The sequence below is a fragment of the Nocardiopsis trehalosi NBRC 14201 genome (genome assembly GCF_001552555.1).
Lineage (GTDB): Bacteria > Actinomycetota > Actinomycetes > Streptosporangiales > Streptosporangiaceae > Nocardiopsis_B > Nocardiopsis_B trehalosi.
The window spans coordinates 22,333-38,527 of record NZ_BCRK01000039.1 but is presented as its reverse complement, the minus strand read 5'-3'; the positions used below and the strand labels follow the sequence as shown (position 1 = coordinate 38,527).

The window sequence follows — 16,195 nt, the reverse complement described above, 5'->3', positions numbered from 1 at the left end:
GGGGGGGGGGGGGGGGGTCAGGGGGCCTGCTGATGGCGGGCGCCGAGGCCGCACCCGCGCAGGTAGTCGCGGGTGCGCACGGCGATGGGCAGCGGGACGTCGGGGTCGCACGGGTAGAGGTCCTGCTCGACGATGACGAACAGGCGGGCGCCGACGGCCTTGAGTGCGTCGACCACGGCGGCGGGGGCGGGCTCCCCGGCGGGCGGCTCGACGCACACCCCCAGCCGGACGGCCTCGCCGAAGGACAGGCCCTCGGCGGCCACCCGGCGCAGGACGGCGGGGTCCATCTGCTTGATGTGCACGTAGCCGACGCGGTCGGTGTAGCGGTGGATGAGGTCGACCGCGTCGCCGCCCCCGTAGGCGACGTGGCCGGTGTCGAGGCAGAGCGACACCAGGGCGGGGTCGGTGCCGTCGAGGAGGCGCTCGATCTCGGGCTGGGTCTGCACGTGGGTGTCGGCGTGGGAGTGCAGGCAGAGCCGGACCCCGTACTCGCCGAGGAGGACGCGGCCCAGCTCGTCGGCGCCGCGCAGCAGCGTGCGCCACCCGTCGGCGTCGAGATCGGGGGGTTCGAGGAAGGCGCCGGTGCGCTCGTCGCGGTACAGCGGGGGGATGAACACGAGGTGGTGGGCGCCGACGGCGGCCGTCAGCTCGGCGACCCGGCGGGCGGTGGCCAGGGTGGTGTCCCAGGCGTCGGCGCGGTGCAGCGCCCCGAAGACGGTGCCGCCGGAGACCCGCAGGCCGCGCCGGCCGACCTCGTCGGCGAGCCGGTCGGGGTCGGTGGGCAGGTAGCCGTAGGGACCGAGTTCCAGCCAGCCGTACCCGGCGGCGGCGAGTTCGTCCAGGAACCGGTCCCACGGGGTCTGGCGGTCGTCGTCGGCGAACCACACCCCCCAGGAGTCGGGGGCGGAGCCGAGGACCAGGGTGTCGTCGGTCATGGCGTCGTCCTTCGCTGGTGGGCGGGCGGCGGTCCGGGGTGGCGGGTCGGCGGCGGGTCACAGGTGGTGGCGGCGGCCCCGGCGGGCGGTGGTGTAGGCGGCGGCGGCCGCGCGGGTGGCGGGGTCGGCGGCGGTCTCGGCCACCGGGACGTCCCACCAGGCCGACGACGGCGGGCCGGGGGCGCGCGGGTCGGCGGTGACGTGCACGACGGTGGTGGTGTCGGCGGCGCGGGCGGCGGCGACCGCGTCGCGGAACTCGGCCACCGTGCGGGCGCGGAGCACGCGGGCGCCCAGGCTGGCGGCGTTGGCGGCGAGGTCGACGGGCAGCGGGTCGCCGTCGAGCAGTCCGGTGGCGGGGTCGCGGTAGCGGTACTCGGTGCCGAGGCGGCCGGCGCCCACCGACGCCGACAGCGAGCCGATGGAGGCGAACCCGCCGTTGTCGACCACCACCACGACCACCTTGAGCCGCTCCGCGACCATGGTCGCGATCTCCTGGGCCATCATCAGGTAGGAGCCGTCGCCGACGAGGACCACGACCTCGCGGTCGGGGGCGGCCATGCGCACCCCGATGCCCGCGGCGACCTCGTAGCCCATGCACGAGTACGCGTACTCGACGTGGTACGCCTTGGGGTCGCGCGCCCGCCACAGTTTCTGCAGGTCGCCGGGCATGGACCCGGCGGCGTTGACGATGACGTCGCGGTCGTCCAGCACGTCGTTGAGGGCGCCGAGGAGCGCGGTCTGGGCCGGCGGCGGGCCGTGGTCGGCGGCGCGGCAGGCGTCGGCGTCGCGCAGCCAGGCCGCGGTCAGCTCGCGGGCCCGCCGGGTGTGGGCGGGGTCGGCCCGCCAGCCGCCGAGTTCGGCGCGCAGCGCGGCCAGCCCGGCGCGGGCGTCGGCCACGAGCTGCACCCCGGCGTGCTTGGCGGCGTCGAACCGGGCGGTGTTGAGGTTGACGAACGCCACCCCGGGGTGGGCGAACAGGGTGCGGCTGGCGGTGGTGAAGTCGCTGTAGCGGGTGCCCACCCCCAGGACGGCGTCGGCCTCGCGGGCCAGCGCGTTGGCGCTCGCGGCGCCGGTGGCCCCGATGCCGCCGACGGCGCACGGGTGGTCCCACGGCAGCACGCCCTTGCCGGCGTGGGTGTCGGCGACGGGGACGCCGGTGGCGTCGGCGAACGCGCGCAGTTCGGCGGCGGCCCCCGCGTACACCGCGCCGCCGCCCGCCACCAGCAGGGGGCGGCGGGAGGCGCGGAGCACGTCGGCGGCGCGGGCGACGGCGGCCGGGTCGGGGTGGGCCCGGTCGACGTGCCACACCCGGCGGCGCAGGAACGCGGCGGGCCAGTCGTACGCCTCGGCCTGGACGTCCTGCGGCAGGCAGAGGGTGACCGCCCCGGTGTCGGCGGGGTCGGTGAGGACCCGCATCGCGGCGAGGGCGGCGGGCACGAGCTGCTCGGGGCGGGTGACCCGGTCGAAGAAGCGCGACACCGGGCGCAGGGTGTCGTTGACCGTGGCGTCGCCCGCGCGCGGGTCCTCCAGCTGCTGGAGGGCGGGGTCGGGGGCGCGGGAGGCGAACATGTCGCCCGGCAGCAGCAGCACCGGCAGCCGGTTGGTGGTGGCCAGGGCGGCGCCGGTGACCATGTTGGTGGAGCCGGGCCCGGTGGAGGCGGTGCAGGCGAAGGTCTGCAACCGGTCGCGGGCCTTGGCGAACGCGGCCGCGGTGTGCACCATGGCCTGCTCATTGCGGGCCAGGTGGTAGGGCAGGTCGGCGTCGCCGGTGGTGGCGGCCTGCCAGAGGGCCTGGCCGAGCCCGGCCGCGTTGCCGTGCCCGAAGATGCCCCACACGGCGGGCACGAGGCGCTGCTCGGTGCCGTCGCGCTCGGTGTACTGGGCGGCGAGGAACCGCACCAGCGCCTGGGCGGTGGTGAGCCGGACGGTCCCGGCGGGGGCGCTCACCGGACCGCCCCGGTGGCGCCGGCGGGGCCGGTCAGCGGCAGGCGGGGGTCGGGGGGCTCGCCGGCCCAGGTGGCGCGGACCCACGCGTGGGCGGGGTCGTCGCGGATGCGCCAGGCGCGCTCGGGGCCGGGGCCGGCCATGACGTTGAGGTAGTAGAGGTCGTAGCCGGGGGCGGCCATCGACGGGCCGTGCCAGCCGTGCGGGATGAGGACGGTGTCGCCGCCGCGCACCTCGGCGGTGAGGTCGACCGGGCGGTCGGCGGTGCCGTAGACGCGCTGGTAGGCGACGCCGGGCCCGCCGCCGGGGGCGGGCGCCACCTCGAAGTAGTAGATCTCCTCCAGGGCGCACTCGCCGTCGCCCGCCTCGTCGTGCTTGTGCGGCGGGTAGGACGACCAGTTCCCGCCGGGGGTCAGCACCTCGCAGGCGATGAGCCGGTCGGCGGGGAACGCCTCGGGGGTGCAGAAGTTGGTGACCTGGCGGGTGCACCGGCCCGCGCCGCGCACCTCCACCGGCACCTCCTCGGCCGGGCCGTAGCGGGGGGCCAGCCGCCGCTCGCAGCGCGCCGACGGCAGCGCGAACCGGCCGCCCCCGGCGCTGGTGATCCGGGCGCGGGCGTCGCGCGGCAGGTAGGCGAAGTCGGTGACCCGGGTGAACACCCCGGCGCGGCCCTCCAGCACGAAGTCCGCGCCGTCGCAGGCCACCGCGCAGGCGCCGGACAGCGGCAGGACCAGGGTCTCGGCGTCGCCGGTGGCGATCTCGGCGGCGCCGCCGGGCGGCAGGTCCAGCACCCGCAGCCCGGAGTAGGCCCACCCGGCGGACTCGGGGGTGACGACGGTGGAGAACGGCCCGGCGGCGGTGGTGCCCGCGGGCAGGTGGAGGTTCGGCGGTCCGGTCACAGCAGCCCCACAGCGGTGTCGACGGCGGCCGCGACGTCGTCGTCGGCCGGATACAGCAGGGACCGGCCCACGGCCAGCCCGGTGACGTTCGGCAGGCGCAGCGCCTCGGCCCACAGGGCGAGGGCGGCGTCGGGGTCGGCGGCGGTGTCGCCGCCCAGCAGCAGCATCGGCAGGGTCGTGGCGGCCGCCACCCGGTCCATCCCGGCGACCGCCGGCACCTTCAGCCAGGTGTAGGCGGAGGTGCCGCCGAGCCCGGAGGCGACGGCGACCGACGTCGCGACGGCCTCGGCCGACAGGTCGGTGCGCACCGCGCCGTCGACGCGGCGGGTGACGAACGGTTCGACCAGGGCGACGGCGCGGGCGGCGTTCAGCTCGCGCACCGCGCGGGCGCACGCCTCCAGGGTGGGGGCGGTGCGGTCGTCGGCGTAGTCCAGGCGCAGCAGCATCTTCCCGCCGTCGAAGCCCATGCGGGTGACGGCGGCCGCGTCGTAGCCGGTGAACCGGTCGTCGATCTCCCACGCGGCGCCGGTGAGGCCGCCCCGGTTCATCGACCCGAACACCGTCTTGCCGTCGAGCGCGCCCAGCAGCAGCAGGTCCTCCAGGACGTCGGCGGTGCCGAGCACCCCGGTGACGCCGGGGCGGGCCAGGGCGGTGCACACGCGGTCGAGCAGGTCGGCGCGGTCGGCCATGGCCATGGGGCGGCCGCCGGCGCGCAGGGCGCCGCGCGCCGGGTGGTCGGCGGCGATCACCACGGCCCGCCCGGAGGGTCCCACCGGCGCGGCCGGGCGCACCCGGCGGGCGGCGGCCTCGGCGATCGCGCCGGGGTGGTGCAGGCGGATGGCGGTCAGTTCGCGCACGCGGTCAGCCGACACGGCCCGCCCCGTTCAGCGCGGCCTCGACCTCGGCGGCGGTGGGCATGGCGTCGGCGCACGCCAGGCGGCCGGCGACCAGCGCCCCGGCGGCGTTGGCGAACCGCAGGGTGCGCGCGGTGTCCCAGCCCGCCAGCAGGCCCCGGCAGAGGGCGCCGCCGAACGCGTCGCCGGCGCCGAGCCCGTTGACGACCTCCACGGGGACGGGGGGAACGGCGACCGGCCGCCCGGAGCCGTCGACCGCGAGCACGCCGTCGGGGCCCCGCTTGACCACGGCCAGGTCGAGGCCGAGCGCCCGGCCGGCCGCTGCGGCGGCCTCGGGGTCGCCGGTGCCGACGGCGGTCGCCCATTCGTCGCGGTTGCCCACGGCGACGGTGGCGTAGGGCAGCGCCTCGCGGACGCGGCGGCGGGCCTCGTCGCGGGACTTCCAGAACATCGGGCGGTAGTCCAGGTCGAGCACGGTGATGCCGGGGCCGCCCGCGCGCGCCGCCAGCGCGGCGAGGGTCGCCGCCCGGCTCGGCTCCTGGCACAGGCCGGTGCCGGTGGCCCAGAACACGCGGGCGGCGCGCACCGCGTCGAGGTCCAGTTCGTCGGCGCCGACCTGGAGGTCGGGGGCGGTGGGGAGGCGGCCGTGGAAGTACAGGGGGAAGTCGTCGGGCGGGAACAGCTCGCAGAACGTCACCGGGGTGGGCAGGCCGGGGACCGCGGTGACGAACCGGTCGTCGACGCCGAACCCGCGCAGCGCCCGGTGGACGAACCGGCCGAACGGGTCGTCGCCGGTGCGGGTGACCACGGCGGCGCGCAGCCCGTAGCGCGCGGCGGCGACGGCGACGTTGGTGGGGCTGCCGCCGAGGAACTTGCCGAAGGAGTCGACCCGGTCGAGGCCGACCCCGCTCTGCCGCGGGTAGACGTCGACCCCCACGCGGCCCATGGTCAGCACGTCGAACGGGGGGTCGGGGGGCGGTCCTCCGGGGGGCCGGGGGGCGGTGGCGGTCACACGAACCTCCGTCGGTGGGGCGGAACGACGGTCGGACGGGAGCAGGGGCCGGAGCGGATCGGAGACGGCGGCGGTGAACGGGCGGAGGCGGAGCGGACGGGGCGGAACCGGAGCGGTCGGGAGGCCGGAGGAGAACGAGGGCCGGGTCGGGGGGCCGGTGGGCGGACTGGGCGGGACGGGGCGGATCGGGGGCCGGAGATCAGAGGACGGGAACGGAAGGGGCCTGCGGCGGGACGCGGTGCCGGCGCCCGCTGCACACGGGGTCAACCCGGGGGGCGCACCTCGGCCACGCGGACCGGGCGGGCCTCGCGCATCGAGCGGTCGGCCGCGTCGGCGGCGAGCACCGCCTCCAGGGCGTCGGCCACGGTGCACGCGCCCTCGGTGTGCGGGTCGTCGTCGGCGCCCGCGACCACCCGCAGGAACGCGTCGATCTCGGCGGCGTAGGCGGAGGCGAACCGGGGCCAGAACCCGGGCCACGGGTCGCCGGCGGGGAAGCCGGTGCCCGGTTCGGCGGAGGTGAGCGGGGCCCGGTCGGCCAGGCCGACCGCGAACGTGCCCCGGGTGCCGGCCAGCTCCATGCGCACGTCGTAGCCGGCGCCGTTGTAGCGCGAGCCCTGGAGGGTGACCAGGGTGCCGTCGTCCAGCCGGAGGACGGCGGCGGTGGTGTCGACGTCGCCGACGGCCGCGAAGTGCGGCGCGCCCCGGTTGGCGCCGAACGCCGTGACCTCGGTGATCTCGCGGCCGGTGACCCAGCGCAGGGCGTCGAAGTCGTGGACGTGGCAGTCGCGGAAGATCCCGCCGGAGGTGGCGACGTACTCGGGCGGCGGCGGTGCCGCGTCGCCGGTGACGGCGTGCACGCGGTGCAGGACGCCGACCTCGCCGTCGCGCAGCGCCCGGCGGGCCCGCCGGTACCCCGGGTCGAACCGGCGCATGAACCCGATGTGCACGGGGACGGCCGCCCGCTCGACGTCGCGCAGGACCGCCGCGGTCTCGGCGACGGACTGCGCCACGGGCTTCTCGCAGAACACCGGGACGCCCGCGCGCACCCCCGCCCGGATGAGTGCGGGGTGGGCGGCCGTGGCGGCGGCGATCACCAGGCCGTCGACCGCGCCGGGCGCCAGCAGGGCGTCGGGGGTGGGCACGGCGCGGGCGCCGATGGCGGCGGCGGTCGCGCGGGCACGCGCGGGATCGGCGTCGGCGAGGAGGAGTTCGGTGACCTCGGGGCGGGCCGCGATGGCGGCGGCGTGGGAGGCGCCGATCCTGCCGGTGCCGACGAGACCGATCCGCATGGGCGTCCTCCGCGTGGCGTGGCTGCTGTGGCGTGGGTCACCTGCCTGCTGACGTTTGTACGTCGGCGCCGAACGCCGTGTCAATACTTTGTCCTTACATGCGTACGTCCGCATCTGCGCACATCGCTCGTACAATGAGGGCCCCACTCCAGGGAGGACGTCCCGTGACCACCCCGCCGCTGCCGCCGCTCGCGGTCGACCGGACGAGCCCGGTCCCGCTGTACTTCCAGGTCGCGCAGGAGCTGGAGCGGCACATCAGCGACGGCGCGCTGCCCGCGGGCACCCGGCTGGAGAACGAGGTCCTGCTCGCCGACCGGCTGGGGCTGTCGCGGCCCACTGTGCGCCGGGCCATCGCCTACCTGGTCGACCGGGGGCTGCTGGTGCGCCGGCGCGGGGTCGGCACGCAGGTCGTGACGCCCCGGGTGCGGCGGCCGGTGGAGCTGTCGAGCCTCTACGACGACCTGGAGCACACGGGGCGGCGGCCGCGCACCGAGGTGCTGGGGTTCCGGGTCGAGCCCGCGTCCGACACGGTCGCCGCGGACCTGGAGATCGCCCCGGGCGACGAGGTCTACCTGCTGGAGCGCCTGCGCTACGCGGGCGACGAGCCGCTGGCGCTGATGCGCAACACCCTGCCCCGCTCACTGGTCGACCTGTCGGCGGCGGCGCTCACCGAGCACGGCCTGTACCGGCTGCTGCGCGCGTCGGGGGTGGTCCTCAAGGTCGCGTCGCAGAGCATCGGCGCCCGCGCCGCGACCGCCGCCGAGTCCCGCGCCCTCGGCGACCCGCGCGGCGCCCCGCTGCTCACCATGGACCGCACGGTCTACGACGACACCGGCCGCGTCGTCGAGTCCGCCACCCACGTCTACCGCGCCTCCCACTACACCTTCGAACTCACCCTCACCACCTGACGCCCCGGCGGACCCATCACCATGGCCGGGCCCCATTGGCCACTTCCGGCCTGCGGTGATGACAGAGCGCATCCGGGTCGATACGTTCGGGCCGCCATCGTCGGACGAGTGGACGGGAGGGGCCCATGGGGCGCCACGGGGACCAGGACAAGGGCGAGGACCAGGGCAAGGGCACGCCCTCGGAGTGGGACGGCCAGTCCGGCGCCGGCCACGGCGGCGGGGGCGAGAAGACCGGGCCCGACGCACCGGACGGCACGTGACCCCACCCCGCCCGGAGAGCGGCCCGGCCCGGTTGGCCGGGCTGCTCCGTGCGCGCGGGGTGCTCGGCGCGGACTGGGCGGCCGCGTTCGCGGCGGTCGACCGCGGCCGATTCGTCCCGGACGTCATCTGGACGCCCGACGCCGACGACCCGGCGTGGCTGCGGCCGGTCGGGCGCGGCGACCCCTACTGGGCGGAGGCCGTCTACTCCGACGTGGCGGTGGCGACCCAGGTGGACGACGGCGCACCGAAGGGCGCGGACGGGCGCGGGCGGTACGTGACGAGTTCCGCCTCCCAGCCGTCCCTCGTCCTGGGCATGCTGCGCGCGCTCGACCCGCGCGAGGGCACGCGGGTCCTCGAAGTGGGGACCGGTACCGGCTACAACGCGGCGCTGCTGGCCGCGCGCCTGGGCGCGGAGAACGTGGTATCGGTCGAGGTCGACCCGGGGCTCGCCCGCCACGCGCGGCGCCGGCTGGCCGACGCGGGCCTGCCCGTTCCGGTGCTCACCGGCGACGGCGCCCAGGGGGCGGCCGCCCACGCCCCGTTCGACCGCGTGATCGCCACGGCCGCCGCGGGGGCGGTCCCCTACGCGTGGGTGCGGCAGACCCGGCCGGGCGGGGTGGTGCTGCTGCCCTGGGGCACGCCGTACGCCAGCACCGGCCTGCTCCGCCTGGAGGTGGGGGTGGACGGGACCGCCCAGGGCCCCGTCCTCTCCCGCGCGGGGTTCATGTGGCTGCGGAGCCAGCGCGGACCCACCGGCGGATGGCGCTCCTACGTCGACACCTCCGCCCCGGTGCGGCGTTCGGTGACCGGCGTCGACCCGCGCGACCTGCTGCGGATGGACTCCCCCGCCCGGTTCGCCGTGGGCGTCCTCGTCCCCGGCCTGGCGCAGGTCGACTTCCACGCCGCCGACGGTTCGGGCGAGTTCACCCTGTGGCTCTACGACGGCAGCGGCGCGTGGGCGTCGGTCGACCACGTCCCCGGCGCCGAGGGGGCGGCGGTCGAGCAGCACGGCGACCGCCGCCTGTTCGACGAGGTCGAGGCCGCCTACGCCTGGTGGCTGCGGAACCGCCGCCCGGACCGGGAGCGGTTCGGCGTCACCATCACCCCCACCGGCCGCCACACCTGGCTCGACACCCCCGACCACCCGGTGCCCTGACCACGCAGCCTCTCCCTCTGGCCCGATCTCCGACCAGGGCTACGGGGTGCGGTCAGCGGGGGCGGGGGGTGGGGAGGCGGGGTTGGCGGCGGCCGGTGCGGCCTCGGGGGAGGGCGTCGCGGGCGAGGTCGGCGGCGCCGATCATGCCCGCCTCGTTGCCGAGCCGGGCGGCGGCGATGCGCGCCTCCGGGCGGTAGCCGCGGCCGGTGAGGTTGCGGCGGAACGCCGTCCGCGCCGGACCGAGGAGCAGGTCGCCGCACTCCGACACCCCGCCGCCGATGATGAACAGCTCGGGGTCGAACGCGGCCGCGAGGTTGGCCAGGCCCACCCCCAGCCAGGTGCCGGCGTCCTCCAGCAGTTCCACGCAGGCGCGGTCGCCGCCGGCCGCCAGCCCGCTGACGAGCGGGCCGGTGATCAGCGCCGGGTCGCCGCCGACCGCCTGGAGGAGGGTGCGGGCCACCGGCGAGTCGGCCGCCGCGAGTTCGCGCGCGTCGCGGGTGACGGCGTTGCCGCTGGCGTACTGCTCCCAGCACCCCCGGTTGCCGCACTCGCAGCGGTGCCCGCCCGGGACGATCGTCATGTGCCCGAACTCCCCGGCGATGCCGTACCGGCCCCGGTGCAGGCGGCCGTCGAGGACGATCGCCCCGCCGATGCCCGTGCCGAGGTTGACGACGACCACGTTGGCCGAGCCGCGCCCCGCTCCCACGCACACCTCGGCCCACGCCGACGCGTTGGCGTCGTTCTCGACCACGACCGGCAGCCCGAGGCGGGCCTTGAGCGCGTCGCGGAGCGGTTCGCGCCGCCACGCCAGGTGGGGGGCGAACAGCACGCTCGCCCGGTGCTCGTCGACGAACCCGGCGGCCGCGACGCCGACCGCCGTGACCGGGTACTCGGCGCGCAGGGCGGTGACGAGGCCGACGATGGTGTCCTCGACCACCGTGGGGCTCTTGCTCCGGTCGGGGGTCTCGGTGCGCCGCCGGGCGAGCACGCGGCCGGCCGGGGTGACCACGCCCGCCGCGACCTTGGTGCCCCCGATGTCGATGCCGATGGTGAGCCCGCGCGGGTGCCGTCCTGTGCTGTGCCATGCCATAGCCCGCCCACTCTATGCGAGGGTCCACCGCCCACCCGGGGCGCCCCGAGCGGGCGCGGGTGGCGGACGCCCCGTACCTGGTCGCGCGGCCGGGGTGGGGAGGGCGCGGCGAGCGCGGGGGCGGGGCGTGGTGGTCGCCGGTCGCTGGCGATCAGTCGTCCCGGGGCGCTATCGGCCGGTCTCCGAGGGGGCGGCGGACCCGATGCGCGCGGGCTACAACGAAACGGACCAGCCGGTGGGGGGTGGCGGCGGTGCCGGGGTCGGCTCAGCGGGCCGCGCGCGGCAGGGCGGGGGCCGGTGCCGGGGTGGGGGTGGGGGCGTCGAGGTCGTGGCGGCCGGCGATGGCCTCCTGGAAGCGGATCTTGGCCCGGATGAGGGGGCGGCGGACCCGCTGGTCGCGGAGGGCGGCCTGGTGGAGCTTGGCCGACCCCTCGGCGTAGCGCCAGCGCGCCCACGGCGACCCCGGCACGGCCAGCCGGAAGGCGGCCACCACGGAGATCGCGGGGACGAACACCCCGGCGAGCCCGGTCCAGATCTTGCCTTTCAGCACGCTGACCACGGCCCCCGCGAGGTTGACCAGGGCCAGGGCGAGCAGCACCGTCCAGGCGAGCGGCCCGGCCGGCCCTTCCAGCAGCCCCCAGCCGACGGGCCGGAACCCGGTGAGCAGCAGCCCGGTGAGGGCGATCGCCACGAACACGGCGTCGACGGAGGTGCGCCCCTGCTCGGTCCAGTAGACGTCGCGCAGGTGCAGGATGAGCGCGAACTCGTCCAGGACGAGCGCCGCGCCGAGCCCGAACAGCGCGGCGGCCACCGCGATCGGGGTGCCCGCGCGGTCGCTGATGAGGAGCGCGGAGACGCCGCCCAGCAGCATGAACGCGACCCCGAACACCACGTGGTGGATGTGCAGGCCGCCGGGGCGGACGTTGCCGGGCCACCAGCGGACCCGGGCGCGGATCAGCCGGACGCTGAGCCGGATGAAGAGGAACCCGGCGACGAACGCCACGAAGAAGCTGAACAGCGGGAGGCGGTCCGCGTCCACCACATAGCTGCCGAACCACTGGCCCATGGGCGTCTCCCCGTTCCGCGCGCCGTCGTGCGGGAGCGCGCCGCACGGTCGCGCGCGTCGCCGCGGGCTCGATTATGCCCCCGCTGCGACTCCGACGCGGCCCGGCGGCGGTGGGTTCGGGTCCCGCGCCCGATGTCCCGATCCGGCCGCGCGGCCGGATCGGCCGCGCCTTACGCGCGGCGGCGGGGCGCCCCGCACAGCGGTGGGCGACCGCCCCCGGTGAGGGGCGGCCGCCCGTGGCGGTTCGGCGGTCAGCGGCCGCGCCGGGCGCGCAGGGCGGCGATCTGCCAGGCGGCGAAGGCGCCGACGGTGATCGCCTGGAGGACCACCCAGGTGCGGCCGATGCCGGTGAGGGGCAGGACCGGGAGGACGGCGACGGCCAGGCTCGCGGCGGTCCAGGAGAGGTTGGCGACGATGACGGCCACCACCCCGCCCGTCGGCGCGACGGGGCGCAGCGCGAGGGCGCCGACGGCGATCCCGTAGGCGGCGAGGAACGCCCCCACTCCGAGCAGGACGCCGGTGGAGGCGCCGAGCAGGCCGCCGAGGACACCGCTCAGAGCCAGGTAGGCGAGCCCGTTGCCGCCGGTGACGAGGGCGTCGACGGTGAGCGCCGCCCGGGTGTTGGCGAGCAGTCCCGCGATGCCGCCGGGGGTGGTGGTGCGGGCGTCCAGGGTGGCGGTGGAGTTCGTCATTTCGGCCTCTTCCTCATGTCTGCGTCCGATGGGGCAACTCTGGCAAGGAGTGGCATCCCGCGTCGATGACGTGTGAGGTAATGCGAGGCGCGACCTCGGAAGTCGCGGAATGGAAAAGCGCGCGGCCACCCCGCCCGAGCAGGGCGGGGATTGGGCACGGCGGCGCCGACCGGGGGCGCGAAAAGGGTGGACGCAGCGACGACTTCGACGGCCGGGGCGGCCGGACGGTGGTGGGACACGCGTCGCCGGGGCGGGGCCGACGGCGGGACGGCCGCCGACGCCCGCGGGGCGGCACGGCGGCCGGGCGGCGACGCGGCGGACGCCGACGGGCACCGCAGCGGGGGACGGCGTCCCGCGCGGTGGGCCCCCCGGGCCGGGTGGGCCGGGCCGGGGGGGGCGGGGGAAGCGGTCAGAGGTGGGCCGAGTCGACCAGGGGGGACGGGTCGGCGGGGGGCTGCTCCTCGTAGGGGAAGCGGGTGGCACCGAGAGCGGGCTCCAGGTCGAACAGCCACGCGGCCTTCTCGTCGTACTTGGCGAAGAAGGGGATTCCGACGAGTTCGGGGTCGCGCGCCTGGATGAAGCTGAGGACGAACACCTTCTCGCCCGCGATCTCGGTGACGCCGTTGACGCACACCTTGCCGGGGGTGGCCGACATGGACGGCCCGCGCACCGTGCGGGCGAGCCCGGAGACCCGGCTGTAGGCGTCGCGGAACACCTCGTAGGCGCGGGCGAGCGGGACCGCGAAGTAGTCCTGCGGCCCGGTGTCGCGCTCGACGAACATGTAGTACGGCACCATGCCGTGCCGGACGTGGGTGCGCCACATGCTCTCCCACGTGGCGGGGTCGTCGTTGATCGTGCGGATCAGCGGGGCCTGGGTGCGGATGACCGCGCCGGTGCCCTGGATGCGGCGCACGGCCCGCTGCACGAGCTCGGGCGCCATCTCGTTCGGGTGGGAGAAGTGGGCCATGAACGCGAGGTTCTTGCCCGAGTCGACGACCCGCTCGAACAGGCGCAGGGTGTCGTCGGCGTCGGGGTCGGAGGTGAAGCGCTGCGGCCAGTAGGCCAGCGACTTGGTCCCGATGCGGATGGACTCCAGCGTGTCGACCTCGAGGAGGGGCTCGATGTAGCGGGAGATGACCCCCTCGCCCATGATCATCGGGTCCCCGCCGGTCAGCAGGACGCTGGTCACCTCGGGGTGGGCGCGCAGGTAGCGGACGAGGTGCTCGATGTCGTCGGAGGCGAACTTGAGGTCGGGTTCGCCGACGAACTGGGCCCAGCGGAAGCAGTAGGTGCAGTAGGCGTGGCAGGTCTGACCCTGTTTGGGGAAGAACAGGACCGTCTCGGCGTACTTGTGCTGCATGCCCTCGAGCGGGTCGTCGGCGCCGATCCGGGGGACGTTGAGGTCCATCTGGCCCGCCGGGTGCGGGTTGAGCCGCGCCCGCACCTCGTTGGCGGCGGCGTTCAGTTCCTTGCGGGGCGCGTCGGCGCGCAGCAGGTCGGCGATCCGCGCGACGTCCGCGCGCGGCAGCATGTCGGCCTGGGGGAAGACGAGCCGGTAGATCGGGTCGTCCGGGGCCGCGTCCCAGTCGATCAGCTCGTCGATGACGTACCCGTTGACCCGGAACGGCAGCACGGTGGCCACCGCGCGGACCGCGAGCCGCTCGTCGGCGCCGAGCCCGGCCCGGGCCGTCAGCTCGTCCAGGTGCTTGGTGGTGTAGGCACGGAACCGGCGTCCGGCGCTGGTGGGCAGGGACGGGGACGGGGACGGTGCCGCGTCGTGCGTCAAGCTCACGCGTCTCCTCTCGGGAGGTTCACGGGCCGCCCGGCGGGGGGAGCAGGGCAGCCCTGATCGGGCGGCGCGGCGCTCGTGGCACCGTCGGTCCGCCCGCTGACGTGTACGGATGCGGTTGTGGCGCGGGCCGGGGCGCCCCCGGCCCGACCGGGGCGCCGACAGTCCGAACGCGCCCGGTTTCTACTGATTGTGGGTTGTATGTCGGTGACCTGCAACGCCGCGCCCTCCCCCGTCTCCACCGGCCGCCCCGTTCGGGCCTCCGGGCGGGGCGGCCCGCCCGCGCCGAGGGCGGTGGCGGGGCCGCCGCCGGGGGCGGCATAGCCTGGCGGTGAGACGACGCGCGCGGCGCGGCCACCGGCGCGGACCGGCCGCGTCGGACGCCCGGAGGGCACGGCGGCGCGGCCGGCCCGGACCGCGCGGCGCGCCCGCCCGCGCGGCCCCGGCACAGAATGAGGGGATTCCCTGGTGAGTGGCGCACCCATTGCGGATCGGCCGGCGCCGGCCGGGTCGCCGGTGATCGCGGTCGACGCCATGGGCGGCGACCACGCGCCGCGCGAGATCGTGCGGGGGGCGGTGCGGGCCGTGCGCGAGCACGGGCTGCGTCTCGTCCTCGTCGGGCGGCTGCCGGAACTGGCGTCGCTGCTGCGCGAGGAGGACGCCATCGGCCTGGTGCCCGTCGTCCACGCCGAGGACGCGCTGGCCATGCACGAGGGGGCGCTGACGAGCTGGCGGCGGCCCCGTTCCAGCGTGGCGGTCGCGTGCAAGCTGATCCGGCAGGGCGACGCGGCGGCGCTGGTGTCGGCGGGGTCGACCGGCGGCGTGGTGGCCACGTCCACCGTGCGGCTGCGCACCCAGCCCGGTGTGCTGCGGGCGGCGCTCGCCGTGGCGCTGCCCACGCTGCCCCGGCCGACGATCCTGCTGGACGCGGGCGCCAACGCCGACGCGAAGCCGGAGATGCTGGTGCAGTTCGCCCACCTGGGGGCCGCCTACGCGCAGACGGCGCACGGCATCGCCGCCCCCCGGGTGGGCATCCTCACCATCGGCGCGGAGCCCGGCAAGGGCAACCGGCTGGCGCGCAAGGCCGCCGAACTGCTCAGCGCGACCGCCTCGGGCCCGCCCGCGATCGACTTCCGGGGCAACATCGAGGGGCACGACCTGCTCGCGGGCGAGGTGGACGTGGTGGTCACCGACGGGTTCACCGGCAACGTCGCGCTGAAGTCGGTCGAGGGCGCCGTGCGGTTCGCCTTCGACGCGGTGGGCGAGGCACTCACCGCCGGCCCGCTGGCGAAGGCGGGCGCGCTGCTGCAGCGGCGGCCGCTGCGCGAGCTGCGCGCCCGGTTCGACAGCGACACCTACGGCGGGGCGGTGCTGCTCGGCCTCAACGGGACGGTGGTCATCGCGCACGGTGCGAGCCGCGCCCACGCGGTCGAGCAGGCGTGCCTGCTCGCCCACGAGCTGGCGGGCGGCCGGATCGTCGACGAGGTGCGGCGCCGGGTCACGGCCACGAACCGCTCGTCCACGTGGCTGCACCGCCTCAGCCAGAGCGAGGAGTGACCCCGCTCCCCCGCTGACGCCCGCGCCGCCGCCATCCCCGGGCGGCCCCCGCTCCCGCGCGGCCGTGGCCGCGGGGCCGCTCGAAAACGGATCGCGGACGGCGGACGCGGACTGGCACGCTGCCCCCATGGATCACGCTGAGGTGCTACTGATCGGCGGGCGGGCCGGGGTCGGCAAGACGACGGCGGGGTGGGAGGTCTCGGCGCTGCTGCGGGCCGCGTCGGTCCCCCACGCGGTCATCGACGGCGACTTCATGGGGCAGGTGCACCCGGCCCCGGAGGGGGACCCCGACCGCTCGGAGATCACCGCGGCCAACCTCGCCGCCGTGTGGGCCAACACCGCCCGGCGCGGGTACCGCCGACTCGTCTACACGAACACGCTCAGCGTGCTGCCCGAGGAGACCGCCATGTTCCAGCGCGCCATGGGGGCGGACGTCCGGATCGTGCGGGTCCTGCTCACCGCCTCCGACGCCACCGCCCGCGAGCGGTTGACGCGCCGGGAGATCGGTTCGGAACTGGAGCGGGAGCTGGAGGGCAGCGCCCGCAAGGCGCGGCTCCTGGACCGGTGCGTCCCTGCGGACACCGTGCGGGTGGCGACGGACGGCCGGGCCGTCGCGGACATCGCCGGTGAGGTCGTGGCCGCCACGGGCTGGACCGGGCGGCGCTCCGTCGCCCGGCCGTGACCGCGCCGACGGGCGGGCCCGGAGGCGGACGCGGCCGCCGTCGGCCATCGGTGGGCGGACC

15 protein-coding genes are annotated in these 16,195 nt (G+C 76.9%); 5 read left to right on the top strand and 10 right to left on the bottom strand.

Annotated elements, in window-relative coordinates:
* Window positions 1-17: 17 nt before the first annotated feature.
* From NT8_RS09900 to NT8_RS09875, 6 genes are all read right to left on the bottom strand, one after another.
* Complete coding sequence (locus tag NT8_RS09900; protein WP_067966642.1) at window positions 18-935, bottom strand: TIM barrel protein; 918 nt, start codon at window positions 933-935, stop codon at window positions 18-20.
* A gap of 57 nt (window positions 936-992) precedes the next feature.
* Window positions 993-2,882 (bottom strand): 3D-(3,5/4)-trihydroxycyclohexane-1,2-dione acylhydrolase (decyclizing), encoded by a 1,890-nt coding sequence (gene iolD, locus NT8_RS09895; RefSeq protein WP_067966639.1) that lies wholly within the window; start codon window positions 2,880-2,882, stop codon window positions 993-995.
* A complete protein-coding gene (iolB, locus tag NT8_RS09890) occupies window positions 2,879-3,778 on the bottom strand; it encodes a 5-deoxy-glucuronate isomerase (RefSeq protein WP_067966636.1) in 900 nt (299 codons plus the stop codon). The genes iolD and iolB overlap by 4 nt, the downstream gene beginning before the upstream one ends.
* Window positions 3,775-4,650, bottom strand: a complete 876-nt coding sequence (locus NT8_RS09885) for a Cgl0159 family (beta/alpha)8-fold protein (protein ID WP_067966633.1) — start codon at window positions 4,648-4,650, stop codon at window positions 3,775-3,777. Before NT8_RS09885 ends, iolB begins: the two co-directional genes overlap by 4 nt.
* Window positions 4,640-5,644 carry a 5-dehydro-2-deoxygluconokinase gene (gene iolC, locus NT8_RS09880; RefSeq protein ID WP_281203403.1) on the bottom strand — a complete coding sequence of 335 codons (1,005 nt, stop codon included), beginning with the start codon at window positions 5,642-5,644 and terminating at the stop codon, window positions 4,640-4,642. The genes NT8_RS09885 and iolC overlap by 11 nt, the downstream gene beginning before the upstream one ends.
* A gap of 263 nt (window positions 5,645-5,907) precedes the next feature.
* Window positions 5,908-6,933, bottom strand: a complete 1,026-nt coding sequence (locus NT8_RS09875) for a Gfo/Idh/MocA family protein (protein ID WP_067966630.1) — start codon at window positions 6,931-6,933, stop codon at window positions 5,908-5,910.
* Between the two features lie 164 nt (window positions 6,934-7,097).
* Here NT8_RS09875 and NT8_RS09870 point away from each other — a divergent pair, with 164 nt between their 5' ends.
* The 3 genes from NT8_RS09870 to NT8_RS09865 all read left to right on the top strand — a co-directional run bounded on the left by NT8_RS09870 (window position 7,098) and on the right by NT8_RS09865 (window position 9,258).
* Window positions 7,098-7,841, top strand: coding sequence for a GntR family transcriptional regulator (locus NT8_RS09870; protein WP_245646109.1), 744 nt, complete (start codon window positions 7,098-7,100; stop codon window positions 7,839-7,841).
* Between the two features lie 125 nt (window positions 7,842-7,966).
* Window positions 7,967-8,101, top strand: coding sequence for a hypothetical protein (locus tag NT8_RS31235; RefSeq protein ID WP_281203402.1), 135 nt, complete (start codon window positions 7,967-7,969; stop codon window positions 8,099-8,101).
* A complete protein-coding gene (locus NT8_RS09865) occupies window positions 8,098-9,258 on the top strand; it encodes a methyltransferase domain-containing protein (RefSeq protein WP_169805205.1) in 1,161 nt (386 codons plus the stop codon). Before NT8_RS31235 ends, NT8_RS09865 begins: the two co-directional genes overlap by 4 nt.
* Before the next feature lie 52 nt (window positions 9,259-9,310).
* Here NT8_RS09865 and NT8_RS09860 read toward each other — a convergent pair whose 3' ends face one another.
* The 4 genes from NT8_RS09860 to NT8_RS09845 form a co-directional block, all read right to left on the bottom strand.
* On the bottom strand, window positions 9,311-10,348 hold the full coding sequence (locus tag NT8_RS09860) for an ROK family glucokinase (RefSeq protein WP_067966622.1): 1,038 nt from the start codon (window positions 10,346-10,348) through the stop codon (window positions 9,311-9,313).
* Between the two features lie 265 nt (window positions 10,349-10,613).
* Window positions 10,614-11,414 (bottom strand): hypothetical protein, encoded by an 801-nt coding sequence (locus tag NT8_RS09855; RefSeq protein WP_067966618.1) that lies wholly within the window; start codon window positions 11,412-11,414, stop codon window positions 10,614-10,616.
* Window positions 11,415-11,665: 251 nt separating this feature from the next.
* Complete coding sequence (locus tag NT8_RS09850; RefSeq protein WP_084468795.1) at window positions 11,666-12,106, bottom strand: hypothetical protein; 441 nt, start codon at window positions 12,104-12,106, stop codon at window positions 11,666-11,668.
* Between the two features lie 409 nt (window positions 12,107-12,515).
* A complete protein-coding gene (locus NT8_RS09845) occupies window positions 12,516-13,799 on the bottom strand; it encodes a KamA family radical SAM protein (protein WP_245646110.1) in 1,284 nt (427 codons plus the stop codon).
* Between the two features lie 579 nt (window positions 13,800-14,378).
* Here NT8_RS09845 and plsX point away from each other — a divergent pair.
* On the top strand, window positions 14,379-15,452 hold the full coding sequence (gene plsX / locus NT8_RS09840; protein WP_394326573.1) for a phosphate acyltransferase PlsX: 1,074 nt from the start codon (window positions 14,379-14,381) through the stop codon (window positions 15,450-15,452).
* Window positions 15,453-15,579: 127 nt separating this feature from the next.
* A complete protein-coding gene (locus NT8_RS09835) occupies window positions 15,580-16,134 on the top strand; it encodes an AAA family ATPase (RefSeq protein WP_174549549.1) in 555 nt (184 codons plus the stop codon).
* Window positions 16,135-16,195 lie beyond the last annotated feature (61 nt).

Excerpts from the sequence above, each read along its gene's own strand:
- NT8_RS09900 (WP_067966642.1), bottom strand. The coding sequence starts at position 935 with ATGACCGACGACACCCTGGTCCTCGGCTCCGCCCCCGACTCCTGGGGG.
- NT8_RS09875 (WP_067966630.1), bottom strand. The coding sequence starts at position 6,933 with ATGCGGATCGGTCTCGTCGGCACCGGCAGGATCGGCGCCTCCCACGCC.
- NT8_RS31235 (WP_281203402.1), top strand. The coding sequence starts at position 7,967 with ATGGGGCGCCACGGGGACCAGGACAAGGGCGAGGACCAGGGCAAGGGC.
- NT8_RS09860 (WP_067966622.1), bottom strand. The coding sequence starts at position 10,348 with ATGGCATGGCACAGCACAGGACGGCACCCGCGCGGGCTCACCATCGGC.
- NT8_RS09855 (WP_067966618.1), bottom strand. The coding sequence starts at position 11,414 with ATGGGCCAGTGGTTCGGCAGCTATGTGGTGGACGCGGACCGCCTCCCG.
- NT8_RS09850 (WP_084468795.1), bottom strand. The coding sequence starts at position 12,106 with ATGACGAACTCCACCGCCACCCTGGACGCCCGCACCACCACCCCCGGC.
- NT8_RS09835 (WP_174549549.1), top strand. The coding sequence starts at position 15,580 with ATGGATCACGCTGAGGTGCTACTGATCGGCGGGCGGGCCGGGGTCGGC.